The 25742-nt window shown below is 69.4% G+C and carries 23 protein-coding genes; 9 read left to right on the forward strand and 14 right to left on the reverse strand.

The window, feature by feature from the left end; genetic code table 11:
• The first annotated feature begins 111 nt into the window (after nt 1–111).
• Genes MUU77_RS17935 through MUU77_RS17950 form a run of 4 tightly spaced genes read left to right on the forward strand, consistent with a single transcriptional unit; the run spans nt 112 to nt 3589 of the window.
• A complete protein-coding gene (locus MUU77_RS17935; RefSeq protein WP_245089838.1) occupies nt 112–831 on the forward strand; it encodes a phosphatase PAP2 family protein in 720 nt (239 codons plus the stop codon).
• The gene (locus tag MUU77_RS17940; RefSeq protein WP_245089840.1) at nt 828–2495 is read left to right on the forward strand and encodes a phosphoethanolamine--lipid A transferase; all 1668 of its coding nucleotides are present in this window, start codon (nt 828–830) and stop codon (nt 2493–2495) included. Before MUU77_RS17935 ends, MUU77_RS17940 begins: the two co-directional genes overlap by 4 nt.
• A gap of 24 nt (nt 2496–2519) precedes the next feature.
• The gene (locus MUU77_RS17945; protein ID WP_245089842.1) at nt 2520–3254 is read left to right on the forward strand and encodes a glycosyltransferase family 2 protein; all 735 of its coding nucleotides are present in this window, start codon (nt 2520–2522) and stop codon (nt 3252–3254) included.
• Complete coding sequence (locus MUU77_RS17950) at nt 3251–3589, forward strand: lipid-A-disaccharide synthase N-terminal domain-containing protein (protein ID WP_245089844.1); 339 nt, start codon at nt 3251–3253, stop codon at nt 3587–3589. Before MUU77_RS17945 ends, MUU77_RS17950 begins: the two co-directional genes overlap by 4 nt.
• Here MUU77_RS17950 and MUU77_RS17955 read toward each other — a convergent pair whose 3' ends face one another.
• From MUU77_RS17955 to MUU77_RS17980, 6 genes are all read right to left on the reverse strand, one after another.
• Nucleotides 3590–4660, reverse strand: a complete 1071-nt coding sequence (locus MUU77_RS17955) for a PQQ-dependent sugar dehydrogenase (protein ID WP_245094663.1) — start codon at nt 4658–4660, stop codon at nt 3590–3592.
• Nucleotides 4661–4940: 280 nt separating this feature from the next.
• Entirely contained in the window at nt 4941–6011 is a 1071-nt protein-coding gene (locus MUU77_RS17960) for a heparan-alpha-glucosaminide N-acetyltransferase domain-containing protein (protein WP_245089847.1), read from the reverse strand.
• Nucleotides 6012–6021: 10 nt separating this feature from the next.
• Complete coding sequence (gene nagA / locus MUU77_RS17965; protein WP_245089849.1) at nt 6022–7167, reverse strand: N-acetylglucosamine-6-phosphate deacetylase; 1146 nt, start codon at nt 7165–7167, stop codon at nt 6022–6024.
• Nucleotides 7164–8201 carry an SIS domain-containing protein gene (locus tag MUU77_RS17970; protein ID WP_245089851.1) on the reverse strand — a complete coding sequence of 346 codons (1038 nt, stop codon included), beginning with the start codon at nt 8199–8201 and terminating at the stop codon, nt 7164–7166. Before MUU77_RS17970 ends, nagA begins: the two co-directional genes overlap by 4 nt.
• Nucleotides 8198–9265: a LacI family DNA-binding transcriptional regulator gene (locus MUU77_RS17975; RefSeq protein WP_245089852.1), complete on the reverse strand. Its 1068-nt coding sequence runs from the start codon at nt 9263–9265 to the stop codon at nt 8198–8200. The genes MUU77_RS17970 and MUU77_RS17975 overlap by 4 nt, the downstream gene beginning before the upstream one ends.
• A gap of 11 nt (nt 9266–9276) precedes the next feature.
• On the reverse strand, nt 9277–9654 hold the full coding sequence (locus MUU77_RS17980) for a hypothetical protein (protein ID WP_245089854.1): 378 nt from the start codon (nt 9652–9654) through the stop codon (nt 9277–9279).
• Nucleotides 9655–10096: 442 nt separating this feature from the next.
• Between MUU77_RS17980 and MUU77_RS17985 the strand changes: the two genes are divergently transcribed.
• The 3 genes from MUU77_RS17985 (at nt 10097) to MUU77_RS17995 (ending at nt 16373) form a co-directional block, all read left to right on the forward strand.
• Entirely contained in the window at nt 10097–11128 is a 1032-nt protein-coding gene (locus MUU77_RS17985) for a glucokinase family protein (RefSeq protein WP_245094666.1), read from the forward strand.
• Between the two features lie 113 nt (nt 11129–11241).
• Nucleotides 11242–13935, forward strand: a complete 2694-nt coding sequence (locus MUU77_RS17990) for a TonB-dependent receptor (RefSeq protein WP_245089856.1) — start codon at nt 11242–11244, stop codon at nt 13933–13935.
• Between the two features lie 101 nt (nt 13936–14036).
• The gene (locus MUU77_RS17995; RefSeq protein WP_245089859.1) at nt 14037–16373 is read left to right on the forward strand and encodes a family 20 glycosylhydrolase; all 2337 of its coding nucleotides are present in this window, start codon (nt 14037–14039) and stop codon (nt 16371–16373) included.
• Between the two features lie 48 nt (nt 16374–16421).
• Here MUU77_RS17995 and MUU77_RS18000 read toward each other — a convergent pair whose 3' ends face one another.
• Complete coding sequence (locus MUU77_RS18000; RefSeq protein WP_245094669.1) at nt 16422–16847, reverse strand: VanZ family protein; 426 nt, start codon at nt 16845–16847, stop codon at nt 16422–16424.
• A complete protein-coding gene (locus tag MUU77_RS18005) occupies nt 16835–18019 on the reverse strand; it encodes an SAM-dependent methyltransferase (protein WP_245089861.1) in 1185 nt (394 codons plus the stop codon). Before MUU77_RS18005 ends, MUU77_RS18000 begins: the two co-directional genes overlap by 13 nt.
• A 119-nt stretch (nt 18020–18138) precedes the next feature.
• On the opposite strand from MUU77_RS18005, the gene MUU77_RS18010 reads away from it, so the two are divergent.
• The gene (locus tag MUU77_RS18010) at nt 18139–18969 is read left to right on the forward strand and encodes a 20S proteasome subunit A/B (RefSeq protein ID WP_245089863.1); all 831 of its coding nucleotides are present in this window, start codon (nt 18139–18141) and stop codon (nt 18967–18969) included.
• Nucleotides 18970–19054: 85 nt separating this feature from the next.
• Here the strand turns inward: MUU77_RS18010 and MUU77_RS18015 are convergent, their stop codons facing one another.
• Nucleotides 19055–19996 (reverse strand): alpha-E domain-containing protein, encoded by a 942-nt coding sequence (locus MUU77_RS18015; protein ID WP_245089865.1) that lies wholly within the window; start codon nt 19994–19996, stop codon nt 19055–19057.
• On the reverse strand, nt 19996–21453 hold the full coding sequence (locus MUU77_RS18020) for a circularly permuted type 2 ATP-grasp protein (protein ID WP_245089866.1): 1458 nt from the start codon (nt 21451–21453) through the stop codon (nt 19996–19998). The genes MUU77_RS18015 and MUU77_RS18020 overlap by 1 nt, the downstream gene beginning before the upstream one ends.
• Nucleotides 21454–21636: 183 nt before the next feature.
• Here MUU77_RS18020 and MUU77_RS18025 point away from each other — a divergent pair, with 183 nt between their 5' ends.
• On the forward strand, nt 21637–22377 hold the full coding sequence (locus tag MUU77_RS18025; protein ID WP_245089868.1) for a pteridine reductase: 741 nt from the start codon (nt 21637–21639) through the stop codon (nt 22375–22377).
• 3 nt (nt 22378–22380) lie between these two features.
• Here MUU77_RS18025 and folK read toward each other — a convergent pair whose 3' ends face one another.
• The 4 genes from folK to tsaD form a co-directional block, all read right to left on the reverse strand.
• Nucleotides 22381–22872, reverse strand: coding sequence for a 2-amino-4-hydroxy-6-hydroxymethyldihydropteridine diphosphokinase (gene folK / locus MUU77_RS18030; protein WP_245089870.1), 492 nt, complete (start codon nt 22870–22872; stop codon nt 22381–22383).
• 4 nt (nt 22873–22876) lie between these two features.
• Entirely contained in the window at nt 22877–23236 is a 360-nt protein-coding gene (folB, locus tag MUU77_RS18035) for a dihydroneopterin aldolase (protein WP_245089872.1), read from the reverse strand.
• 52 nt (nt 23237–23288) lie between these two features.
• Nucleotides 23289–24551 (reverse strand): mechanosensitive ion channel domain-containing protein, encoded by a 1263-nt coding sequence (locus MUU77_RS18040; protein WP_245089874.1) that lies wholly within the window; start codon nt 24549–24551, stop codon nt 23289–23291.
• A gap of 131 nt (nt 24552–24682) precedes the next feature.
• Nucleotides 24683–25720 carry a tRNA (adenosine(37)-N6)-threonylcarbamoyltransferase complex transferase subunit TsaD gene (gene tsaD, locus MUU77_RS18045; protein WP_245089876.1) on the reverse strand — a complete coding sequence of 346 codons (1038 nt, stop codon included), beginning with the start codon at nt 25718–25720 and terminating at the stop codon, nt 24683–24685.
• Nucleotides 25721–25742 lie beyond the last annotated feature (22 nt).

Consider the following 25742-nt stretch of genomic DNA (forward strand, 5'->3'; position numbering starts at 1 on the left):
GCGCGCGAGAATCATTCGCGCGCGCTTTAACGGGGTTCCGACGGCAGTCCGACCGCGTTACGACATCCCGGCCACCAGCATGCGCGGACCTCCTTTCCGCGCCTGTACTGCATGTCGGTTTCCCCCTCGTATGCCCTGCCGCTTCCGCGCCGCGGAAGCTCGCGCCTGCTGCTCGCCTCACTGCCGTTGTTGCTGCTCGCCTGGTGGGGCGCGCGGCAGATCGACCTGCACTGGGCGGGTTGGCTGTTCCAATGGGAAGGCGGAGCGTGGGCGCTGAAGCGGAGCGTGCTGCTGGAAGGCGTGCTGCATCGGGGTGGTCGCCTGCTGAGCCAGGTCGCCTGGACCGGCGTGCTGGTGGCCACCCTGTGGCGCTGGCGCTCGCCCTCCGCCCCGTGGACGCGGCCCGCGGCGCGCCTGCTGCTGGCCGTCTTCGCGTCCATCGCCTGCGTGGCCGTGCTGAAGTCGCTGACCCACATGGACTGCCCCTGGGATCTGGCCGGACTGGGCGGGCAGCGGCCCTTCATCGACCTGTTCGAAGCGCGTCCCGCCACCCTGGGACCGGCCGCATGCTTCCCCGCGGCGCATGCCGCGGGCGGCTTCGCGTGGGTGGCGCTGTACTTCTTCTTCCGGCAGGTGGCGCCCCGCTGGCGCCATGCGGGCCTGGGCATCGGCCTGCTTGCCGGCCTGGTGTTCGGGCTGGCGCAGCAGCTTCGCGGCGCGCACTTCCTCTCGCACGACATCGCCAGCCTGGCGGTCTGCTGGGGCGTGGCGTGCGCGGTCGAGGCCTGTTTCGGTCACGCGGCCCCGATGCCGACGGAGCCGCGCGCATGAGCACCACCGCCCTGCACGATTCGCCGTTCGTCCGTACCTGGCAGCGCGTGCGCGGCCTGCTCCTGGCGCGCCCGCGGATGGGCACCGAGACGCTGATCGTCGGCGCATGCCTGTACTTCAGCCTGTTCGCCAATGGCGTGTTCTGGCGGGCGGCCGCACCACAACCGCTGGCGCAATGGCAATGGACGCTGTCGCTGTTCCTGCTGGTCACCGCGGCCAACGGCGTGTGGCTGACGCTGCTGGTGTGGCGCCGCACCGCCCGCGTGGCGCTGTCGCTGCTGGTGGTGACGTCCGCGCTGGCCGGCCACTACATGGCGGCCTACGGGATCTACATCGATGCCGACATGGTGCGCAACGTGCTGCACACCGACTGGCGCGAGGCCAGCGAGCTGGCCGGCGTCGACGCGCTGTTGCCGCTGCTGGCCACGCTGCCCGCACTGGTGGTGATCTGGCGCGTCCGGCTTCGGCAACGCACATGGAAGCGCACGCTGTCCCTGCGCCTCGCCCTGCTGGCCGGCATGGTCGGCACCGCCGTGCTGGGCGTACTGCCGGTGACCCAGCCGCTGACCGCCTTCCTGCGCAACCAGCGCGAAGTGCGCTACCTGGTTACGCCGGCCAATGTGCTGGTCTCGCTGGCGAAGGTGGTCAGCGAAGAACCGCCTGGACGGGCGCGGGCGCAACGGCCGATCGGCGAGGATGCCGTGCAGTCGCCGGCGGCCACCATGCGCCGGCCGCGCCTGCTGGTGCTGGTGGTGGGCGAAACGGCCCGCGCCGCGAACTGGGGCCTCAACGGCTATGCGAGGCAGACCACCCCCGAGCTCGCGCGGCGCGGGGTGCTGAACTTTCCCCACGTCACCGCCTGCGGCAGCAGCACGGAGGTCTCGCTGCCGTGCATGTTCTCGCCGTACGGGCGCGCGCACTACGACGAGCAGGCCATCCGCGGACACCAGTCGGTGCTGCACGTCCTGCAGCGCGCGGGCGTGGCCACGCTGTGGCGCGACAACCAGTCCGGCTGCAAGGGCGTGTGCTCGGGGCTGCCGGTGGAGGACATGCGCGCGCGCCAGGACGCGGCCCTGTGCGATGGCGTGCGCTGCCATGACGGAATCCTGCTGGACGGATTGGCCGATGCCGCCCGCCGCCACGCGGGCGACCAGGTGATCGTCCTGCACATGCTGGGCAACCATGGCCCGACCTACTTCGAACGCTATCCGCCCGCATTCCGCCGGTTCGCCCCGGTCTGCGAATCCTCGGACCTGGGGCGCTGCAGCCGGGAACAGATCGTCAACGCCTACGACAACGCCCTGGGCTACACGGACCACGTCCTGGCCACGGCCATCGACACGCTGGCCACCCTGCCCGGCTACGACACGGCCCTGTTGTACGTCTCGGACCACGGGGAATCGCTGGGCGAGAAGGGCCTGTACCTGCACGGCATGCCGTATTCGATCGCGCCCCGTGAACAGCTGGAGGTGCCGATGGTGGCCTGGTTCTCGGACGGCTGGCGCGCGTCCACCCGGCTGGACGCGCGCTGCCTGCGACGGGTGGCCGCCGCCCCCCACAGCCACGACGACCTGTTCCATACGCTGCTGGGACTGGCCGACGTGCGGACCTCGCTGTACCAGCCGGACCACGACATTTTCCTGACCTGCCGGGCGGGACAATAATCGGCTGTCCCCGCGAGGTCTGCCATGACGGCCCTTTCCATCGTGATCCCGGTGTTCAACGAGCGCGGCAACATCGGCCCGCTGGTGCATGAGGTGGTGCAGCACCTGCGGGGGCGCATTCCGTTCGACATCGTCTGCGTCGACGACCAGTCCCAGGACGACACCCGCGACGTGCTGACCGCGCTGAAGGCGGAAGTGCCGGAGCTGCGCGTGCTGGTGCACCAGCGCCGCAGCGGGCAGAGCACCGCCATCCGCACCGGCGTGAAGCATGCCCTGTCGCCCTGGATCGCCACGCTGGACGGCGACGGCCAGAACGATCCCGCCGACATTCCCAAGCTGCTGGCCGCGCGCGAGCAGGCCGATGCGCAGACCAAGCTGTTCGCCGGCTGGCGCGTGGACCGCAAGGACACCGCCAGCAAGCGCTGGGCCTCGCGCTGGGCCAACCGCATCCGCCAGCGCCTGCTGCGCGACGACACGCCGGACACCGGCTGCGGCATCAAGCTGTTCGAGCGTGCGGCCTTCCTGGACCTGCCCTACTTCGACCACATGCACCGCTACCTGCCGGCACTGATGCAGCGCGCGGGCTGGAAGACGGTCAGCGTGCCGGTCTCGCACCGGCCACGCGGTTCGGGCCAGTCCAAATACACCAACCTGGGACGCGCGCTGGTGGGCATCCGGGACCTGATGGGCGTGTCCTGGCTGATCCAGCGCAGCCACGTCACCCCCGTCAGCGAGATCGGCACGGGGCGCAAGCCATGAGCGTGATGAACCAGGAAATCGTCTGGCTGGGCTGGACCGGCCTGCACATGACGCCATGGAAACTGATCGGCCTGACCGGCGCGGCGATGTTCGGCGGCCGCTGGCTGGTGCAGTTCGTCGCCTCGCGGCGCGCGCGCCGTCCGGTGATCCCGCGCGTGTTCTGGTACATGAGCCTGGCGGGCAGCCTGATGGCGCTGAGCTACTTCCTGTTCTCGTCCAAGCAGGACGCGGTGGGCGTGCTGCAGAACCTGCTGCCGGCGTTCACCGCCGCCTACAGCCTGTACCTGGACATCCGCCATTCGCGCCGGCAGCGCGAAGCGGGAACCGGGCGCTGATCAACTGCGATTGGGCGTCAGCTTCAGAAGACGCCCGCCGCCACCGTCCTCGAGCAGCCACAGTGCGCCGTCGGGTCCCTGCTCGACCTCGCGGATGCGCCGCCCCATCGGATAGCGCCGCGCCTCGCGCGCCTGCGTGCCGTCGAATTCGATCTCGATCAGCGCCTGCGATGCCAGGCCGCCGATGAAGCCCCGGCCGCGATACCACGGGAACAGGTGGCCCGAGTAGATGACCAAACCCGCCGGTGCGATCACCGGCGTCCACCAGGCTTCCGGCGCATTGAATTCCGGGCGCGTGGCATGGTCGGGAATCGGCGTGCCGTCGTAATGGTCGCCGTTGGAGACGACCGGCCAGCCGTAGTTGCTGCCGCGCTCGATCAGGTTCAGTTCGTCGCCGCCGGCGGGGCCCATCTCGTGCGTCCACAGCCGTCCGGCATTGTCGAACGCGATGCCCAGCAGGTTGCGGTGGCCCAGCGTCCACACCTGCGCCGCGATACCGCCCTGTGCGGCGAACGGATTGTCGGGCGGCACGCTGCCGTCGTCGTTCAGGCGGATAAGCTTGCCGAGTGCGGACTGCAGGTCCTGCGCCGGCGTCATCGCCTGGCGGTCGCTGGAGGTGATCCACAGCTTGCCGTCCGCACCGAAGGCGAGGCGGTGGCCGTAATGGCCTTCGCCATTGACCTTGGGCAGCTGCCGCCAGATGACCTGCAGGTCGGACAGGCTGCCGCCGTTTCCGCTGGCGTCCAGCGTCAGCACGGCGCGCGCCACCGCCGCGCCGCGCGTGCTGCCGCTGCCGGCTTCGGCATAGCTCAGGTAGACCCGCCGGTTGTCGGCAAAGCGCGGATGCAGCAGCACGTCGCCGAGCCCACCCTGGCCACCATAGGCCACGGCCGGCACGCCGGTGACCTGGCCCACCTGGCCGGTGGCCACGTTCGCCAGCCGCAGGGTGCCGCCCTTCTCGGTCACCAGCAGACGGCCATCGGGCAGGAAGGTCATCGCCCACGGCTCATCGAACGCGGCGACGGGCGTGCTGGTGAACGGCGGGTCCGGCACGACGCGGGGTGGCGACATGCCGCCTGCGATGCGCGGCGCGCCCGCTGCCGGCGAGAGCGGAGCGGGCGCCGTCGGCGCGTCGTTGCGCACTGCCGGCATCGCATCCGCATGCGCGGCGCGCCCGGCGCCGGACGCCAGTACCACCCGCGCCCCCTTCTCATCGACGGTCGCGCGCTGGCATGCCGCCACGCAGACAACACAGACAAGCAGCAGCGCCATCTTCATGCGGGCAGCTCCGACGGGGGTGCCGTCGTTGTACGCCGGGCCGGCGAAGAAAAGCGTGACGGCCACCGGACCTTCAAACCTTCAGATGCCAGCCCCGCCGGTCCATCGCCCACACGACCAGCCACCACGCGCCGACGAACGACAGCGCGAACGCCAGGGACGACACGTGGGGGCCGAAGCGCGGCGTGATCCAGCCGGCGAATGCATGCCGGTACAGCGGCTGCATCCAGCCGAGCCCGAGCAACAGGTAGGTCGTGGCCGCCGCGCCCACGTAGGCGGCAATGGCGTTCGTGCCGAAACGTCGGCCCAGGGCAGGCCATCCGAGCCGGTCGACCAGCACATGCGCCAGTGCGAGCGCCAGCGACGCGCAGCCGGCGGCGAACACCGCATAGGACGACGTCCACAGCGCCTTGTTCAACGGAAACACCGCGCTCCATGCCAGGCCGGCGGCCACGGCCGCGGCGCCGGACAGCACCATGGCCCTGAGCGCGCCTGCGCGCAACCACGCGCCCACGCGCGCGCCGAGCAGCGTGGTGGCGATGGCGGGCCATGTGCTCAGCAGGCCCTCGGGATCCTGGCCGCGCGCGAGCGTGGCATCCCACTGGTAAAGCCACGGCGCGAACAGGGCCGTATCCACCCGCGCGGGCAGGTTCGTGTAGGGGGCGTAGCCGAACGGCGCCAGCAGCGCCCAGTAGCCCAGCAGGATCGCGCCGATCAGCGCCCACTGCATGCGCGGCTTCGCGTACAGCGCCAGCAGCCCCGCGACGGCGAAGCACACACCGATCCGCTGCAGCACGCCCCAGGGCCGGACATGCGGCCGGTCCAGCAGCAGGTAGGCCAGCAGGTGCAGTGCCAGGCCCAGCGCGACGATCTTCACCGCGCGCCACAGCAGCGCCCGCACCAGCGCCGCGCGCGGCCCGCCCGCCTCCGCGCGGGGGACGACCCCCAGCGAGATCGAGACGCCGACGATGAAGAGGAAGAACGGGAACACCAGGTCGGTCGGCGTGACGCCGTGCCACTCCGCATGCAGCAGGGGCGCGTACACGTGCGACCAGTCGCCGGGCGTGTTGACCAGCAGCATCGCCGCCACCGTCAGGCCGCGCAGCGCGTCGACGGAGGCGAACCGGACCGGCGCGGCGCTCATGCGCGCGCGCTCAGGCGCCGCCGATCCAGGTGCCGACCACCTGCAGGTCCTCGTCCAGCGCCACCAGGTCGGCCTGGTAGCCGGGCGCGATGCCACCGTGCGTGGCCCCCAGGCCGAGCAGATCGGCGGGATAGGTGGACGCCATGCGTGCCGCTTCCTCCAGCGGCACGTCCAGCAGCGTTACGCAGTTGCGCACGGCGGTGGCCATGTCCAGCGCGGAGCCGGCCAGCGATCCGGCCGCGTTGCGCACCACGCCATCGACGGCCGTGATGGTCTGGCCATAGAGATCGAACGACGGATCGTCCGAGCCGACCATCGGCATCGCATCGGTCACCAGGAACACCTTGCCACGCGGCTTGGCCGACAGCGCCACCCGCAGGCTGGCCGGGTGCACGTGCACGCCATCGACGATCACCCCGCACCAGCACCCGTCGTCTTCCAGCGCCGCGCCCACCGCGCCGGGCTGGCGGCCCTGCAACGGCGACATCGCGTTGTAGAGATGGGTGAAACCCGACACGCCCGCCTCGATGCCGGCGCGGATCTGCTCGTAACTGCCCGCGGTATGTCCCGCGAACACGATGGCGCCGCGCGCGGCCATCGCGCGGATGGTGTCGCCCGGCACCTGCTCCGGCGCCAGCGTCAGCAGAGTCACCCCGTTGTCCAGCGAGGTCGCCATCGCGATTTCGTCCGCCCCCGGCACGCGGAACTTGGACGCATCATGCGTGCCCTTGCGCGCGGGCGCGATGTACGGGCCTTCCAGATGGATGCCCAGCACGCCCGGCACGCCCTGCGCGATGGCCTCGCGCGTGGCCGCGATCGCACGCGCCATCACCTCGGCATCGTCGCTGATCAGCGTGGGCAGCAGGCCGGTGGTGCCGTAGCGCCGGTGCGCCCGGGCGATGGTACGGATGGCGTCCACGCTGGTGTCGTTGTTGAACAGCGCACCGCCGCCCCCGTTGACCTGCACGTCGATGAAGCCGGGCAGCAACGTCGCGCCGCGAAGGTCGTGGCGGACCGCATCCGCGGGAATGGCATCGTCCGCGACCAGGTCGGCGATGCGGCCATCCTGCATCAACACCGCCAGGCCTTCGACGAACCCGTCCGGCGTCAGTACACGGGCATTGCACAGGGCGGTGGCGGTGCGCATCGCGTTCATACCGTTTCGGTGACCTTGTTGAGATGCGGCGGCACGTCGGGATTGTGGCCGCGCCGCAATGCCAGCGCATTGATCGCGCGATAGAAGCTCTGGATGGTCAGCAGCGGCGCGCAGGCCGGATGCGGCGCTTCGGCCAGCGGCAGATCGCCCTGGCGCGAGGCCACCCACACCTGCGCACCGCGGCCGCGGAACTCCTGCGCCAGCGCCAGCGTGCCGGCTTCGGTCTCGTCCGGCTGGGCGAAGCACAGCACGGGGAAGCCCGGACCGACCAGCGCCATCGGTCCATGCTTCACTTCCGCCGAGCTGTAGGCCTCGGCGTGCAGGCCGCAGGTTTCCTTGAACTTCAGCGCCGCCTCCTGCGCGGCGGCCAGGCCCAGGCCGCGCCCCAGCACGAACAGGTTGTGCGCGCCGACCAGCCCTTGGGTCAGCGCCGACCAGTCCGCCTGCCAGGCGCGCCGCAGCGCGTCGGGCAGCGCGTCGGCCGCGGCATGCAACGGCGCCTCGTCCTTCCAGTGCGCGGCCAGGTGCAGGATCGCCGCGAGCGAACCGAGATAGCTCTTGGTCGCCGCCACGCTGCGCTCGGGACCGGCGCGCAGGGGCAGCACGGTATCGGCCAGCAGCGCCAGCGGCGAATCCTCCACGTTGACCAGCGCCACCACGCGCGCGCCGGCCTGCTTGGCCTGCGTCGCATTGCGCAGCAGGTCCGGGCTCTTGCCCGACTGCGAGATCACCACGTACAGCGCATCGGCCAACCGCTGCTTCGCTTCGTACACCGAGCCCACCGACGGCGAGGCCGATGCGGTGACCACGCCGAGCTGCGTCTCGAACAGGTACTTCGCGTAGGTGGCGGCGTGGTCCGAACTGCCGCGCGCGCAGGTCACGACGAACGGCGGCGGATTGCGCCGCAGGTCGTCGGCCAGCGCCTTCACGGTGGCGGCGTTGCGCGCGAACTGGTCGGCGACGATGTCGGCGGCCTGGGCCGCCTCCTGGTGCATCAGCGTGTCGGAAGGTGCGGGCAGCGGGGTGTCGGTCATGGCGAGAGGGGTTCGGGGCGGTCCGCGCGTGGACGGACCGGCGCGGTGGAACCGCGCACCACCAGCTGCGGCACGAAGCCCTGGTTGTGCACGGCGGTGGGATGGTCGTCGTAGGCGTCCTGGCGCAGGCCGGCGATCAGCAGGCGGGCGGCCTGCTTGGCGATGTCCTGCGTGGCCTGCTTGGCCGTGGTCAGCGGCGGCCACGACTGCTTGGAAAAGGGACTGTCCTCGAAGCCTGCGATGGACAGGTCGTAGGGCACGTTCATGCCGGCGGACTTGGCCGCCGCCAGCACGCCGGCGGCGATTTCGTCGTTGGAGCCGAAGATCGCGGTGGGCGGTTCGCGCAGCGCCAGCAGCCGGCGCGCGCCGCGGAAGCCGTCGTCGAAGGTGTAGTCGCCCGGCACGACCAGATGCTTGTCGAGCGGGATGCCGTAGTCCTTCAGCGCCTTCTCGTAGCCGGCATAGCGCTCGGTGCTCGAACGGTGCGCCAGCCCGCCCCAGAGGAAGCCGATGCGCTGGTGGCCCAGCTGGATCAGGTGTTCGGTGATCTCGTAGGCCGCATCGCGGTCGTCCACGTAGACGCAGGGCAGGCCGTCTTCCGGATCTTCGGTGGCCGCGATGATGCGCACCAGCTTCACTCCGCGCGCGGCCAGCGCGTTCACCAGCTCGGCGCGCTCGGACATCGGCGCGGTCAGCACCAGGCCGGCCAGGCGCGAGCGCTGGACGAATTCCACCAGTTCCTCGGCCAGCAGCGGCGAGGTGGAATCCACCGGGTGGATCTGCAGGCCGAAGCCGGTTTCCTTGCATGCGGCCAGCACGCCGTTCTGCACGCCGATGATGTGGTACGGGTTGGGGTTGTCGTACACCAAGCCGATCACGAACGGCGTGCCGCTGCGCAGGTTGCGCGCGGACTGGTCCGGTTCGTAGTCCAGTTCGGCGATGGCGTGCAGCACGCGCGCGCGCGTGCCCTGCAGCACCGACGGCTCGTTGTTGATCACCCGGGACACGGTCTTCAGCGAGACCTTCGCGCGTTCGGCGACGTCCTTGATGGTGGGTCGGCGCATGGGCGTTTCCGTCATGGAGGCGAGTCCGCCATGATGCCGCGTTCCGGCACGGCCGTCGCTGGACCCGCCCGGCGCCCTGCCGGCACGCTGCGAAGGATGGCGGCCACCGTGTTGCGGAAGCCCGTTGGCGCGATGCGTCGTGCGCTGCCGTCGATCGGGCCCGCAATGCCCGCGCACGGGCGCACCGCGCCCTCCAGCAACGCCAGACCACCGCCGATCGCGCACAGCGCGGCCAGCGCACGGGGATACCAGCACTGGAGGGAGAACTCGCCGGACATCGCCGCCCCCACCCCCATCACGGCCAGGCCGATGATCAACCCGTTCTTCATGCCGCCGCGCCCGGGCGGCGGCGCCGGCCGCGTCAGGAAGAAGCGGGCCAAGCGGGACACCCTGGGCATGAGGAAGGCGTCCGCCCCGCCACGCCGGAGAAAGGCGATCAGGGGCCCGTCGCACTCCGGGGTTCCGCCGCGCCCGCCCTGGCCACGATCGATGCCGGGAATAACGTTGTCATGGCCGCGCGAACTGATCGGCAAAAGGGAGAGACACGGACCACTTCCCGTCCCCCGATGCGGGAGCGGTGACATCGTGCACTGCAGCACAAAGTCCATCGGACTCGACCCATCTTGCCTTCCGGGAGCCTGCATTGATCCCATTCCTGTGCGTAATCAAAAGCTGAATACGACGATTGTTGCCCGTTGCCCAGGCCACACGGCCGCCCGGGTGCCTATTTGATGACAGAGTCTTGACAACGTTGTCAAACACTTTCCACACTCCGGCCACATCGGGATGAGGGGTCCCGGCCGCGGACATGTGGGGAGACGTGTGGTCGCCATTGCCAATCCATTGCCGACAGATGCCAGCCGCGGGGCGCATGACGCCTTCATCGCGGCCGATGTCGGTGGCACCCATGTCCGCATCGGCCTGGTGCGCGGCAGCGGCGAGGCCGGCATGCCGGTCCACGTGCTGGAATACCGCAAGTACGCCTGCGCCGAGCATGCCGGCCTGGGCGACATCGTCCAGGACTTCCTGGCCCAGCTGGGCCTGGACCACGGTCGGGTGACGCGCGGGGTGATCGCCAGCGCCGGTTATGCGCTGGAAGACGGCACCGTCATCACCAACAACCTGCCGTGGCGCCTGTCGCTGGCCGACCTGCGCATGCGGCTCGGCTTCGACGACGTCCGCCTGGTCAACGATTTCGAAGCCGTGGCCCATGCCGCCGCGCAGGTGGATGCCAGCCAGGTGCTGCAACTGACCGGGCCGGCCATCGCACCGGCGCGTGGGCCGACCCTGATCCTGGGTCCGGGCACCGGCCTGGGCGCGGCTGTGTGGATCCCGGCCGGCGCACGTGCCGTGGTGCTGGCCACCGAAGCCGGCCAGGCGGCGCTCACCGCCGGCAACCCGCTGGAGATGGCGGTGCTGGCGCAGATGCTGGAGACCCGCACGCACGTACCGGTCGAACACGCCTTGTCCGGCCCCGGCCTGTTGAACCTGCATGCGGCCCTGTGCGCCGTGCGCGGTACCGCGCCGCCGGTCTATACCCACCCGGGCCAGATCACCGCGGCCGCGCAGTCGGGCGAAGACCCGCTGGCGCGCGAAAGCCTGGAGGTGTTCTGCGGGCTGCTGGGCAGCGTGGTGGGCGACATGGCCCTGCTCTACGGCGTGCAGGGTGGCGTGTACCTCGCCGGCGGGATCCTGCCGAGGATCCGCGATTTCCTGATCCGCAGCAGCTTCGTGGCGCGCTTCCTCAACAAGGGAACGATGCGCGAGGCGCTGGAACGTATTCCCGTGAAGCTGGTGGAGCACGGGCAGCTCGGGGTGGTGGGTGCCGCCAAGTGGTACCTGGAGCAACAGCAGGAAGATTGAAGAGCAAGCGCCGGGACAGGCGTGGCGTCGATTGCAGTAACGGCTTCAGCACGGCGGAGCAAGCGCGAGCAAGACCTGCCGAAACTCAAACAATGAATGATGGGAGAGACATCATGACGTACCGCAGATCCATCCTTTCCGCCGCCATCGTGACCTGTCTGGGCGTGGCGGTGCAGGCGCACGCGCAGGACGCCCAGCCGACCGGCACCCAGGCGACCGACCTCGACACGGTGGTCGTCACCGGCATCCGCGGCAGCATCGAGAAAGCGCTCGACGCAAAGCGCGATGCCGCCACGCACGTCGAAGTCGTCACCGCCGAGGACATCGGCAAGCTGCCGGCCAAGAACGTGGCCGATACCCTGCGCCAGCTTCCCGGCGTCAACATCGCGTCCTCCAGCGCCAGCGAGGGCGGCTTCGACGAAGCCGACCGCGTCAGCCTGCGCGGCACCAATCCCAGCCTCACCCAGACCCTGGTCAACGGCCACACCATCGGCACCGGCGACTGGTTCGTGCTCAGCCAGGTCGGCAATGTCGGCCGCAGCGTGAGCTACTCGCTGTATCCGTCCGAGATCGTCGACCGCGTCGTCGTCCACAAGACCTCCGAAGCCAAGCTCGTCGAAGGCGGCACCGCCGGTTCGGTCAACATCATCACCCGCCGGCCGCTGCAGTTCGCCGATCCGCTGACGATCCAGGGCTCCATCGGTGCGGTCCACTCCGACCTGCCGGGCGACACCAAGCCACAACTCGACGCCTTGCTGAACTGGCGCAACGACGAAGGCACCGCCGGCTTCCTGGTGCAGGTGTTCAACGAAGAACGCAGCCTGCGCCGCGACGGCCAGGAAGTGGTGGGCGGCTACGGCACCATCACCTCGACCAACCTGGAACTGGATGGCGTTCTGTACCCCAACCTGATCGGCGCGGCCCTGTTCGAACAGGTGCGCAAGCGCCAGGGTGGCGTGGCCAACATCGAAGCCAAGGTCACCGACGACCTGACCCTGAACGTCAACGCGTTCTACTCGCGGCTGAAGGCGGACAACTACAACCGCAACTACATGATGTGGGCCAGCCAGTTCGTCAACTCGCAGACGCCCACCAGCTACACCGTCGAGAACGGCGTGCTGACCAGCGCCACCTATGCGCCGGTCACCGGCGGCACCACCGTCACGCCCTATGGCGTGTACGACATGATCTCCCGTCCGGGCGCGGAGTCCACCTCCAAGTACATCGCGCTGGATGCCGAATGGAACGCCAGCGACGCGCTGAAGTTCGTTTTCCAGCTGGGTTCCACCAAGGGCAATGGCAGCAGCCCCACCCAGGACGTGCTGGAGACCGGCATCGCCGGCAACGCCGGCGCCAGCTGGAGCATGAACGGCGTGGGCAGACCCATCGACTGGTCGCTGGGCGGCACCAACACGGCCGCGAACCATCTGCCGCAGAACGGCTGGATCTTCGGCGCACAGGGCATCGATGTGCTGGACAAGGAAGACTGGGCTTCGGCCGATGGCCAGTTCTTCTTCCAGTCCGACGTGCTGTCCTCGCTGGACTTCGGCTACCGCTTCGCCACGCACGAGCGCAGCAACGACTTCTCGCTGGCGCAGGGGCCGAACTGGGCCAGCAACTGGACCGACATCAACGCCTATCCGGCGGCGGGCGGTGCATACCCGGGCGATTTCGGCGTGGGCGGCAACGTGCCCTCGGGCATCTGGTACTACACGCCTGCACAGCTGGCGGAGCTGAACGCCCGCTTCGCCAACCGCAACAATCCCGAACGCTTCTACTTCTCCGACGTCTACGGGGTGGAGGAAGACATCAACGCCGTGTACGCGCAGCTCAACTTCCGCGGCGATCGCTGGAGCGGCAACGCCGGCCTTCGATACGTGCAGACGGAAACGGACGTGCACTACAACCAGGCGCTGGCGGTGAACTCCGGCATTCCCGGTGCGATCACCGGCTCGGCGTTCGGCGACTACCTGCCGGTGGTGGTGAACAACGACTACAACGAGTTGCTTCCCAGCGTGAACTTCAAGTTCGAGCTGACCGACAGCCTGGTGGCGCGCATCTCCGGCAGCAAGACCATGACCCGCCCGGACTTCTCGGCGCTGGCCGGCTCGCTGACGCTCAACGACCTGACTCACGAAGGCAGCGGCGGCAACCCGAACCTCGACCCGCTGGTCTCGACCAACTTCGACGCGTCGATCGAATGGTACTTCGCGCCACGCGCCCTGCTGGCCGCCAGCGTGTTCTCGATGGACATGGATGGCTACGTCGATTTCGGCAACGTGATCGTCCAGTACAAGGACCAGCAGGCCAGCCAGGCGGCCGGCACCGACGTCTACAGCGACTACCTGGTGTCGATCCCGGTCAACTCGAACGGCAAGGCGCGCGGCGTGGAGCTGACCTACGAGCAGCCGATCGGCGAGAACTTCGGCATCAACGCCAACTACACCTACGTGGATGGCGAAGCCGATGGCGGCAAGCCGCTCAACGGCACCTCCGAGAACACCTACAACCTGTCGGCCTGGTACGAGAACGACCGCTTCAACGCCCGTATCAACTACAGCTACCGCAGCTCGTTCTATGCAGGCGTCAGCCGCGCCGACAACTTCTACCAGGACGATTTCGACACCGTGTCCGCCTCGCTGGGCTTCAAGGCCACCGATTGGCTGACGGTCAGCCTGGATGGCCTGAACCTCAACAACCCGAAGCTGAAGTACTACACCGAGAACGATGCGGTCCCGGGCTACCTGCCGCACGCCTTCTACAGCAACGGCCGCCAGTACTACCTGAACTTCCGCTTCAAGTTCTGACCGCATCGTCGATGTAAGGGAACGCTCTCCCTCTGCGGGCCTGGATTTGTCCGGGCCCGCTTTTTTTGGCACTCTCCGCTCGTTCGTCCACGAGGATTCCGATGAAACGACCCATCGTCCGTCGCGCCCTGGCCGGCGTGGCCCTCACCCTGCTGGTCCTGGCCGGCTGCGCCAGGACGGGCAGCGATGCCGGCACCGCGTCCGCATCGGCGCCCATCGCGCCCGCCCTCATTCCCGCACCCGCCACGTTGCAGACGGGCGACGGCCGCTTCGTCATCGATGGCCAGACCCGGGTATTCGCCACGGGCGAACCGGCGACGCGCGTTGCGCATCAGTTCGCCGCCTACCTGACCTCGGCCGGCGGCCCTGCATTGTCGGCCACCCAGGCCGACGGCGAAGGCGTGATCCGCTTCGTACTGGAAGCGGGAGGCGCGAACGACGCCTCTCCCGAGGCCTATACGCTGGACGTCACGCCCGAAGGCGTCACGGTGAAGGCACGCGACGAGCGCGGCCTGTTCTACGGCGCGGTGACGCTGTGGCAGCTCGCCACCCAGGGCGGCAAGGGCGGCGTCACCCTGCCGGCGCTGCATATCGAGGATGCGCCACGCTTCGGCTGGCGCGGATTCATGCTGGACCCGGCGCGCCATTTCCAGACCGTCGACGAGGTGAAGAAGATCATCGACGCGATGGCCCTGCACAAGCTCAACACCCTGCACTGGCACCTGACCGACGACCAGGGCTGGCGCATCGAGATCAAGCAGTACCCCAAGCTCACCGCGATCGGCGGTTGCCGCATCCCGGCCGGCGACGGCGGCAAGGACCCGAAGACCGGCGAACCGCGCCCGTACTGCGGCTTCTATACGCAGGACCAGATCCGCGACGTGGTGAAGTACGCCGCCGAGCGCCACATCACCGTGGTGCCGGAGATCAACGTGCCAGGCCATGCGACGGCGGCGATCGCCGCCTATCCGGAACTGGGCTCCATCGACACGCCGCTGGTGCCGTCCAGCGAGTGGGGCGTGTTCCCCAACCTGGTCAACGTGGAAGAGCCGACGATCGCGTTCCTGGAGAACGTGCTGGGCGAAGTGGTCCAGCTGTTCCCCGGCACCTACGTGCACATCGGTGGCGACGAAGCGGTGAAGGACCAGTGGGAAGCGTCGGCACGCGAGCAGGCGCGCATGCGCCAGGTCGGCGCGAAGACCGAGATGGACCTGCAGGGCTATCTGGTGGAGCGGCTGGAGAAGTACCTCGCCGCACACGGCAAGCGCCTGATCGGCTGGGACGAGATTCTCGAAGCCAGGCTGCCGCCGGCCGCCACGGTGATGTCGTGGCGCGGCATCGAAGGCGGCCTGAAGGCCGCGCGCCAGGGCCATGACGTGGTGATGTCGCCCTCCGACAAGACTTACCTGGATTACCTGCAGACCGCCTCGCCGAACGAGCCGCCGGGACGCCCCGCGCTGATCACACTGCAGGACGTCTACGGGTTCGAGCCGGTGCCGCCTGCCCTGGAGGAAAGCCAGCGCCACCACATCCTCGGCCTGCAGGCCAACCTGTGGACCGAGCACACGCGCACGTTCGCGCGCCTGCAGCACAACGCTTTCCCGCGCCTGGCCGCGGTGGCCGAAACCGGCTGGACGCCGGCGGCGAAGAAGGACTTCGCCGACTTCAGCCGCCGCCTGCCCACGCAGCTGAAGCGCTACGACTCCATCGGCCTTGGCTACGCGAAGACGCCGTTCGAAGCGATGATCGCGACCGAGGACGACCGCAAGGCGGGCACCGTGAAAGTCACGCTGTCCAATCCGCTCGGTTACGCCGTGCACTACACGACCGACGGCAGCGAACCGACCTCCTCGTCCAGCACGTTCGCAGCACCGCTCGACCTGAAGCTGCCGGTCACCGTGCGCGCGGCGGCCTTCGCCGATGGCCGTGCATTGGCCCCCGCCGCCACGTTCGAGCTGACGCCTGCCGCCATGCTGACACGCACCGACGAAGCGATGGCCGTATGTCCGGACGCCGGCCGCCTGCTGCTGCGCCTGGAAGACGATGGCCCGGCCGATGGCGAGCGCGCGATCTTCAACGCCACCATCTTCTATCCGTGCTGGCAATGGAACCAGGCCGACCTGGACGGCATCGCATCGATCAAGGTGCGCGCCGGGCGCATCCCGTACTACTTCCAGCTGGCGCACGACGAACCGCACCGCACGTTCGAGCCGGCGAAATCGCCGCTGGGCGAACTGGAAATCCTGGGTGGCGGCTGCAAGGGCCACACGCTGGCCAGCGTGCCGCTGCCGGCGGCGCCGGGCGCGGACGGGTTCCTGGACCTGGACGCACCCCTGCCCGCCGGCACCGCCGGCAAGCAGGACCTGTGCGTACGCTTCACCGGCGACACGCGGCCGCAGATGTGGGTGCTGGACCGCATCACCCTGCAGCCGCGCTGAGCATGCCGCGGCCGAAAAGTGCCGGGCGGTGTCCCGGCACTTCGTTTCCTATGCTGCGCGTCGCGGTCGAAGCCGTGTATCGACGGCCAGCAGCATGCCGCGCAGGGGCGTGAACAAGGTGGCCAGGCCGGTCAGCACGCCGAGCGTGTTGGCCAGGGCATCGCGTGGATCGGCCATGCGCGTGGTGGTCAGCGCGCCCTGGGCGAACTCCAGACCGACGCCCAGCGCGACCAGCAGCGCCGCCACCAGCACGCAGCCGCGCCGCGTGGCGAACAGCTGCATCGCCGAGGCCGACAACAGCGCGTAGGCGAGGAAGTGCTCGACCTTGTCGCCCCCTTCGGGCACCGGCGGCAGCCCGCTCAGGTTGACCAGCGACAGGACCACGACGCCGCTCACGGCGAGCAGCCACAGACCCGACCACAGGCGCGGGCGCCGGAACGGCTTCAGCGCGAAGATGCGGCTCACAGGCGCCAGCTCAGGTCGTTGAACAGGAAGGCCGCGCCGAACTCGACATCGCGCGAGAAGCCCATCAGCTGGAAACGCTCGCCCATTTCGCTGGGCAGCGTCAGCCGCCTGGCTTCGTTGCGCAGGCGCAGCAGCGTGGCCTCGTCCGCACGCGCCTGCGCTTCGTCCAGCCGCTCCTGCAGGCCGTTGCCCAGCAGGAAGTTCGCCTGGGTGGTGTAGCCGGCCAGGTCGAAGCCCGCATTCGTCCCCGCTTCGGCCAGCGCGGTGAAATCCACCGAGGCGGTGATGTCCTGCAGGCCCGGCCACAGGTAGGCATCGTTGTGGACGCGATGCCGGTAGTACGCGCGCAGCGTGCCGTCCTCGCGGTCGGCCTGGTAGAACTCGCGGCGCGGGTAGCCGTAGTCGGCGAACAGCATCGCGCCCCGGTCTAGGCCGCCCATCACCGCCTGCACCCAGTACGGCAGCTGCGGCAGCAGTTCGGAACGGTAACCGTCGGGGAAAGGCTCGCCCAGGTAGCGTTCGACATGGCGCACGGCGGCCGACAGCAAGGCATCGGCCGGCCGGTCGGTACGGACGAAACGGCCTTCGCCATCCAGCGCGACGCCTTCCTCGAACACCTCCCCGTCACGCAACGTGAAGCGCGGCGTCGGCAGCGCGTCGATCACCTCGTTGGCGAACAGCACGCCGTCCCAGCTCCCGGAAGGCGGCGCGTCCAGCCACTCCACCAGCTCGAACACCGGCGGGATGAGCCGCCGCCCCAGCCGCTCGCGCTGGCGCTCGCGCAGGTCCGCGCTCGGCTCGAGGATGGCGTAGCGCGCAGGCAGCGCATCCAGGTCGAGCAGGCGCTTGAGCATGACCTCGGCGAACGCACCGCTGCCGCCGCCGATCTCGACAAACCCGGCCTGTGGCCCGATCTGCTGCAGCACCGGCGCCACCGCCTGCGCCACGCAGCTGGCGAACAGCGGCCCCAGCTCCGGCGCGGTGGTGAAATCGCCCGCTTCACCGAACTTGGTGCTGCCCGCGCTGTAGTAGCCCAGCCCGGGCGCGTACAGACTGCGCTCCATGAACCGCGAGAACGGGATGCTGCCGCCCTCGGCGGCGATCTCGTTGCGTATGAAGGCCGCGAGGCGTTCGCTGTGCGCGCGCGCGTCGTCGTCGGGGAGGGGCAGATCGGCCTGCATGGTGCACCGGGAGCGGGAAACCCGGCCATTGTACGGGCCGTCCAAGGCGGGGGTTGCGGCCCTAGCCAACCCCGGGGGTGGCGCATAGAATCGTGGTGCACAGCAGCAACGGACACGCCATGACCTATTGCGTCGGCATCGAAGTCAACGAAGGCCTGGTCTTCGCCGCGGACACCCGCACCAGCGCCTCCTTCGACGACGTGCGCGTGTACCGCAAGATGCACGTGTTCGAATGGCCCGGCGACCGCGTGTTCGTCATCATGTCGGCCGGCAACCTGGCCACCACGCAGCTGACCATCTCGCGGCTGCAGCGCGATGCCGACGATCCCAACGCGACACGCAGCCTGCGCACGTTCTCGCACCTGTACGAAGTGGCGGAGTACGTGGGCGACACCCTGGTCGCCAGCCAGGTGAAGATGAAGGACGAGGCGCAGCAGAGCGGCGTCAATGTGCAGTCCACGCTCATCCTGGGCGGCCAGATCGCCGGGGAGCGTCCCGGCCTGTACATGGTCTATCCGCTCGGCAACTGCATCGCCACCTCGCCGGAAACGCCGTACCTGCAGATCGGCGAATCCAAGTACGGCAAGCCGATCCTGGACCGCATCATCCGTCCCGAGACGCCGCTGGAGGACGCCGCGCGCTGCGCGCTGGTGTCGCTGGATTCCACCATCCGCTCCAACCTGTCCGTCGGCATGCCGGTGGACATGGCGCTGCTGCGCAGCGGCGACCTGAAGATCACCCAGAAGATGCGGCTGGAAGCGGACACCCCGCTGTACGCCGAGATCCACGACACCTGGTCCCGCAAGCTGGAAGCCGCCGTGCACAGCCTGCCGCGCTTCCCGTGGGAACCGCCGCAGGAACGCGAAGCCTCGACGGACCCGCTGCCGGCCATGCCGCCACGCCGGATCGCTTCGCGGCAGGATCCAGGCGACGCACAAGGCCAGCAGTAGGAGCGCCCCCGGGCGCGATGCTTTTGATTCCCGGCCCGCGGAGCGGAGGCATCGTACCCGGGGTGCTCCCGCGGAACAGCGGGCCTCACCCGTGGAAGTACCCCGCGGCGATGGCATCGTGCAGCGCCCCCAGGTGCGTCTGGATCTCGTCCATGAACGCGGCGGGGTTCCGCTCCGCCAGCACGGCGGGATCGGCGTTGCGGGTCATCCCGATCACCCGGTTGAGATGGCGGTCCACGCCCGGGCGGGGCGGCATGGTGGGCAGCACGCTCTGCGCGCGCATCAGGCAGAAGTGCACGCTGCGCGGGAACTCGTTGTTCTGCAGCAGGAAACGCAGCGCCAGTTCGGCGGTCACGCGCTGGCGCACGTGGCGACGGAACATCTGGTAGGCGGCCAGCGAACGCAGCACGCTCATCCACTGCATGTTCTGGAAGGTCTCGCGGTCGTCCTCGTTGCGCGGCGTGACCAGCCCGGAGGCGCCGGCATCGATGATGCGTGTGGTCATGTCCGCCTGTTCCAGCGCCGTGCCCAGGCGCAGGAACTGGAAGCCGATGTCGCGGCTGACGTTGGCGCTCAGCAGGCCCGAGACCTTCAGGCAGCCGTCGATGATGCGGCTGAGGAACTCGATCCGGTAGCGGCGGCCCAGGCTGCGCTCGCCGTATGCGCCGATGTAGAGGTGCAGATCGTTGACCGCTTCCCACACGTCCTGCGGCAGGCTGTCGCGGATGCTGCGCAGGATCTCGCGCGCGGCATCCACCGAGGCGCGCAGCGAGGACGGATTGCGTTCGTCCAGCAACAGGAAGCGGATCACATCGGCGTCGCCCGCCGCGTCGCCGCTCTCGGGATGGCACTGCTCGAAGCACTCGCCGGCGCCGACGGTGTCGATCATCGGCCGCCACGCGAACCGCACCGAGCGCGGCATGTCCAGCTGCAGCTGGCTGCCCACGCCCACCAGGCGCGCGGTGTTTTCGGCACGCCGCACGTAGCGGCTGAACCAGTACAGGTTGTCGGCCACCCGCGAGAGCATCAGGCGTTCTCCCCCTCGTCGTCGGCCAGGTCCACCACCCACGTGTCCTTGGCGCCACCGCCCTGCGACGAGTTGACCACCAGCGATCCCTTCACCATCGCCACGCGCGTCAGCCCGCCGGTGGTGACGTAGGTGTCCTGGCGCGACAGCACGAACGGGCGCAGGTCGATATGGCGGGGCGACGGACCCTGCTTGGTGACGATGGGCGCGGTGGACAGCGCCAGCGTGGGCTGCGCCATGTAGTTGCGCGGATTGGCCTGGATCAACGCCTTGAACTTCTCGCGCTGCCGCCTGGTGGAGCGCGGGCCGATCAGCATGCCGTAGCCGCCAGACTCGTTGGCCGGCTTCACCACCAGCTTCTCGATGTTCTCCAGCACGTACCTGCGCTCCTTCGCATTGTGGCAGAGGTAGCTCGGCACGTTGGGCAGGATGGGATCCTCGCCCAGGTAGTACTTGATCATCTTCGGCACGTAGGCGAAGACCACCTTGTCGTCGGCCACGCCCGCGCCCGGCGCATTCGCGAGCGCGACCTTGCCCGCGCGCCAGCTGCGGATCAGCCCGGGCACGCCGAGCACGGAATCCGGATGGAACACCTCGGGATCGATGAAGAGATCGTCGACCCGGCGGTAGACCACATCCACGCGCTTGGGCCCGTACACCGTACGCATGTAGGTGCAGTCGTCGTCGGCGACGAACAGGTCGCTGCCCTCGACCAGTTCGATCCCCATCGCCTGCGCCAGGTAGGCATGCTCGAAGTAGGCGCTGTTGAACACGCCCGGCGTCAGCAGCGCGATCACCGGCGTGTTGCCGGGGCGCGGCGACAGCGCGGCCAGGGTGTCGTAGAGCTGGCTGGGGTATTCGTCCACCGGCAGGATCGAGCTGGTCTCGAACAGTTCCGGGAACACGCGCTTGGCCACCATGCGGTTTTCCAGCATGTAGCTGACGCCGGACGGGATGCGCAGGTTGTCTTCCAGCGCGTACAGCGTGCCGTCGCCGTCGCGCACGAGATCCGAGCCGCAGATATGCGCCCACACGCCCAAGGGCGGCGTGATGCCGACGCACTGCTCGCGGAAGTTCACCGAATCCTTCAGCAGCATCGCCGGGAACACCTTGTCCCTGACGATCTGCTGCTTGCCGTAGATGTCGCCGATGAACAGGTTCAGCGCGCGCATGCGCTGCTTCAGGCCGGCCTCGGTGCGCTGCCACTCGCTGAGCGGAATGATGCGCGGGATCAGGTCGAACGGCAGCGTGCGGTCGACGTTGCGGCCGTCGGAATACACGGTGAAGGTGATGCCCTGCAAGCGCGCGACCACGTCGGCGGCAAGCTGGCGTTCGGCGAGTTCGCGGCCGGACAGGCCGGCCAGGTATTCCACCAACCGGCGTGCGGCCGGTCGCGGCCGTCCATCGGCCTGGATCAGTTCGTCAAAGGTCGTGGTGCGGTACTTCGCCCAGTCCATTCGCCTTCCTGCTGTCCCGGCCGGCACATCCGGCACGGGGGTGATGCGTCGCAACATGCCCGCTGGATGCACGCGCCGTCAAGCGTCCGCGCCGCGCGATCATCGACTCACATTTTTCGGCGCCGTCTTGCGCCATTCCGGTGCAAACCAGGGAAAATGCGGGCTCCTGTTCCGGAGCCCGCCATGTCCACGCCGCGTCGTGTCGTCCTCATCACCGGCGCTGCCCGTCGCATCGGTGCCGCGATCGCCCGCCGGCTGCAGGCCGACGGCTACGACGTGGCCCTGCATTACCGGGGCTCGGCCGCCGACATGCAGGGGCTGGTCGAGGAACTGGAAGCCGGGCGCCAGGGCAGCACGCTGGTGCTGCAGGCCGACCTGGCGGTCTTCGACCGCTTGCCCGAGCTGGTGGCGAAAACCGTGGGCCATTTCGGCCGCCTGGACGCCCTGGTCAACAACGCATCGGCGTTCTATCCCACGCCCGTGGGCGGCGCCACCCCGGCGCAATGGGAGGAGCTGTTCGCGGTCAACGCGCGCGCGCCGTTCTTCCTGGCGCAGGCGGCGGCGCCGCATCTGCGTGCCGCGCGCGGCGCCATCGTCAACATCGCCGACATCTATGCCGAAAAGCCGCGCGCGGACCTGCCGGTGTACGCCGCCTCCAAGGCCGCGCTGCTGGCGGTCTCGCGCGGTCTGGCGGTGTCGCTGGGTCCGGAGGTGCGGGTCAATGCGGTATCGCCGGGTGCGATCCTGTGGCCCGATGGCGGCATCGACCCGGCGCTGCAGGAGAGATTGCTCGCGCAGACGCCGCTGGGCCGGGTCGGCGAGCCCGCCGATATCGCCGCGACCGTCGCCTGGCTGCTCAGCGACGCGGCCGCCTACGTGACCGGGCAGACCCTGCACGTGGACGGCGGCCGCGCGCTGGGCTGAGGGTCAGGCGGCCCCGATCTCCACCGGCTCCGGCGGCGAGCCGCGATCGGGGTGCGCGTCCCACAGCGCCCGCAAGGTCGCGCCGCTGCGCGGATCGATCTTGTCGGGCGCGATGTCCGCCAGCGGCAGCAGCACGAACGCGTGCTTCAGTTCATCGCGCGGCAGGCGCAGATTGCCCGGGCCCTGCAGCACCAGGTCGTCGTAGAAGACGATGTCGATGTCCAGCGTGCGGTCGGAGAAGCGCGGCCCGCTGCGGTCGCGGCCATGCGCATCCTCCAGCGCATGCAGCCAGTCGTTCAGCGCGAAGGGGTCCAGGTCGCTGTCGATCACGACGGCGGCGTTGAGGAAATCGGTGCCGTCGAAACCGACCGAGCGCGTGCGGTAGACCGGCGACAGCACCAGCTCGCCGAAACGCGCGCGCAGGGCGGCGACGGCGGCGCGCAGGTGGCGCTCGGGCTGCACATTGCTGCCCAGGCTGAGATAGGCCGTTCCCATGGCGTCAGGCCGGGCGCTGGCCGCGTTCGATCAGCACGCCCACGTTGCGGGCGCCGGTGACCGCGCCGGGCTTGCTGAGCTTCAACCGCACCCAGGCCACGCCGAACTCGTCGCGGACGATCGCCGCACACCGCTCCGCCAGCGTCTCCACCAGCCCGAAGTCCGCTTCCTCCACGAAGGAGATCAGCCGCTTGGACACCGCCTTGTAGTCCAGCGTGTGGGCGATGTCGTCGCTCGCCGCCGGCACGCGGTTGTCGAACGCCATCTCCACGTCCAGTGCCACGGTCTGGCGGATGCCGCGCTCCCAGTCGTAGATGCCGATGACGGTCTCGATGCGCAGGTCTTCGATGAAAACGATGTCCATGGGGAGCTCTGGATCCGGATGCGGGAATGGTACGCGCAATCGACGCGCCCGCTCAGCCCATGGCCGCCACGGCCGCCGCTGGCGCACCCTGCAGCCGGCGCACGTCCGCGCCGCCCGGCTGCTGGAAGACCTGCAGACCGAACTCCGGCAGGATCGCCAGCAGGTGGTCGAAGATGTCCGACTGGATGCCTTCGTGCGCCGCCCATGCCACGGTCCGGGTGAAGCAGTAGACCTCCAGCGGCAGGCCGGTCGGGCCCGGCGGCAACTGGCGCACCAGCAGGGTCATGCCGTCGTGGATGTCGCCGTGCGCGCGCAGGTAGGCCTCGACGTAGGCGCGGAAGGTGCCCAGGTTGGTGATGCGGCGCTGGTTGACCGGCTCGCGCCCCTGCTCGGCCAGGCGCGCATTCCATGCGTCCAGTTCGCCGTTTTTCCGCTGCAGGTAGTCGGCGAGCAGGCGGAACCGGCGCAGCCGCGCCTGCGCGTCTTCGTCGAGGAAGCGGACGCTGTTCTGGTCCAGGTACAGCGCGCGCTTGATGCGCCGGCCGCCGGACTCGCTCATGCCGCGCCAGTTCTTGAACGAGTCGCTGATCAGCTTCTTGGTGGGGATGGTGGTGATGGTCTTGTCCCAGTTCTGCACCTTCACCGTGTGCAGCGCGATGTCGATGACGTCGCCGTCGGCGTTCTGGCTGGGCATTTCGATCCAGTCGCCCACCCGCACCATGTCGTTGGAACTGAGCGTCACGCTGGCCACCAGCGACAGCAGCGTGTCCTGGAACACCAGGATCAGCACCGCCATCATCGCGCCCAGGCCCGACAGCAGGATCACCGGCGAACGGTCGATCAGCGCCGCCACCATCAGCACCGCCGCGACCACGAACACGACGATCTTCAGCAACTGCAGGTAGCCCTTGATCGGCCTGTCGGCCGCATCGGGACGGCGCTGGTAGACCTCGTTGGCCAGGTCGAGCGCCGCCGCGATGGCCAGCGCCACCGTGAGGATGATGAAGGCGAAGCAGACGTTGCGGACCACGGTCACCAGCAGCGCCGGAAGATCCGGCACGAAGGCGACGCCGGCGGCCAGCACCACCGCGGGCACCACGTTGGCCAGGCGCGGGATCACCCGCAGGCGGACCTGGTGGTCGCCCTGGCCGAGTGGCAGCGTGGCCAGCAGCCGGCGCAGGCCGCGCAGCAGCACGCGCCTGGTGACCCAGTTGGCCAGCCACGCCAGCAGCACCAGTGCGCAGGCGACGACAACGGTATAGGCCCAGGGATAGGGCGCGAGGAACCCGCGCAGGGCGTCCAGCTGTTCGGTCATTCCGTTACCCCTTGAGGTGGTTCATGCGCGCCCTGGCATCTGCATTGCGCAGTCAGGCGCGCCGGTTGGCGGAGCGGAAAGGCTAGCCGCACCGCCTTGAACCTGAACGGAATTTGCCGCGCCCGTTCCCCTCAGCCCGCCGTGGCCACGCTCGCCAGCGTGGCCATGTCCCAGCGCGGCGTGACCTTCACTTCCGCCGTCTCGTGCTGGCCGGCCTCCAGCCGCAGGGCGCCGGCGAAGGCGATCATCGCGCCGTTGTCGGTGCACAGCGACGGACGCGGGAAGCAGGCGCGGCCGCCGCGCCGGGCCGCCATCTCCTGCAATTTCGCGCGCAGTCGCTTGTTGGCGCCCACGCCACCGGCGATGACGATGACGTCGCTGCCGGCTTCGTCCAGCGCGCGTTCGCACTTGATCGCCAGCGTGTCGACCACGGCATCCTCGAAGCCGCGCGCGATGTCGGCCTTGGTCTGGTCCGACTGGTCGCTGTCGCGCCAGGCCAGCAGCACCTGCGTCTTCAGGCCGGAGAAGCTGAAGTCCAGCCCGGGGCGGTCGGTCATGGGCCGGGCGAACTTGAACCGGCCCGGCGTACCCTGTTCCGCCAGCGCGGCCAGCTGCGGGCCGCCGGGATAAGGCAGCCCCATCATCTTGGCGGTCTTGTCGAACGCTTCGCCGGCGGCATCGTCCAGCGTCTCGCCCAGCAGGCGGTAACGGCCGATGGCATCGACGGCCACCAGCTGGGTGTGTCCACCGGAGACCAGCAGCGCCACGAACGGTGCTTCCGGGGGGTCGTCTTCCATCAGCGGGGCCAGCAGGTGGCCTTCCATGTGGTGGACGGCCACGGCGGGCACGTCCAGCGCCCAGGCCAGCGACCGGGCCACGCCGGCCCCGACCAGCAGGGCGCCGACCAGGCCCGGGCCGGCCGTGTAGGCCACGCCGTCCAGGTCCCGGGTCTCCAGCCCGGCCTCGGCCAGGGTCTGCCGGATCAGCGGCAGCAGCTTGCGCACATGGTCGCGGCTGGCCAGTTCCGGCACCACGCCGCCGTATTCGGCGTGCAGGGCGATCTGGCTGTAGACCGCGTGGGCCCGCAGGCCGGCCGGGCCGGACCGGCCGGTGTCGTAGACGGCCACGCCGGTTTCGTCGCAGCTGGTTTCGATGCCGAGGACTTTCATGACGGGGATCTGGGGCTCCTGG

It is taken from the genome of Pseudoxanthomonas sp. F37 (genome assembly GCF_022965755.1).
Taxonomy (GTDB): Bacteria; Pseudomonadota; Gammaproteobacteria; order Xanthomonadales; family Xanthomonadaceae; genus Pseudoxanthomonas_A.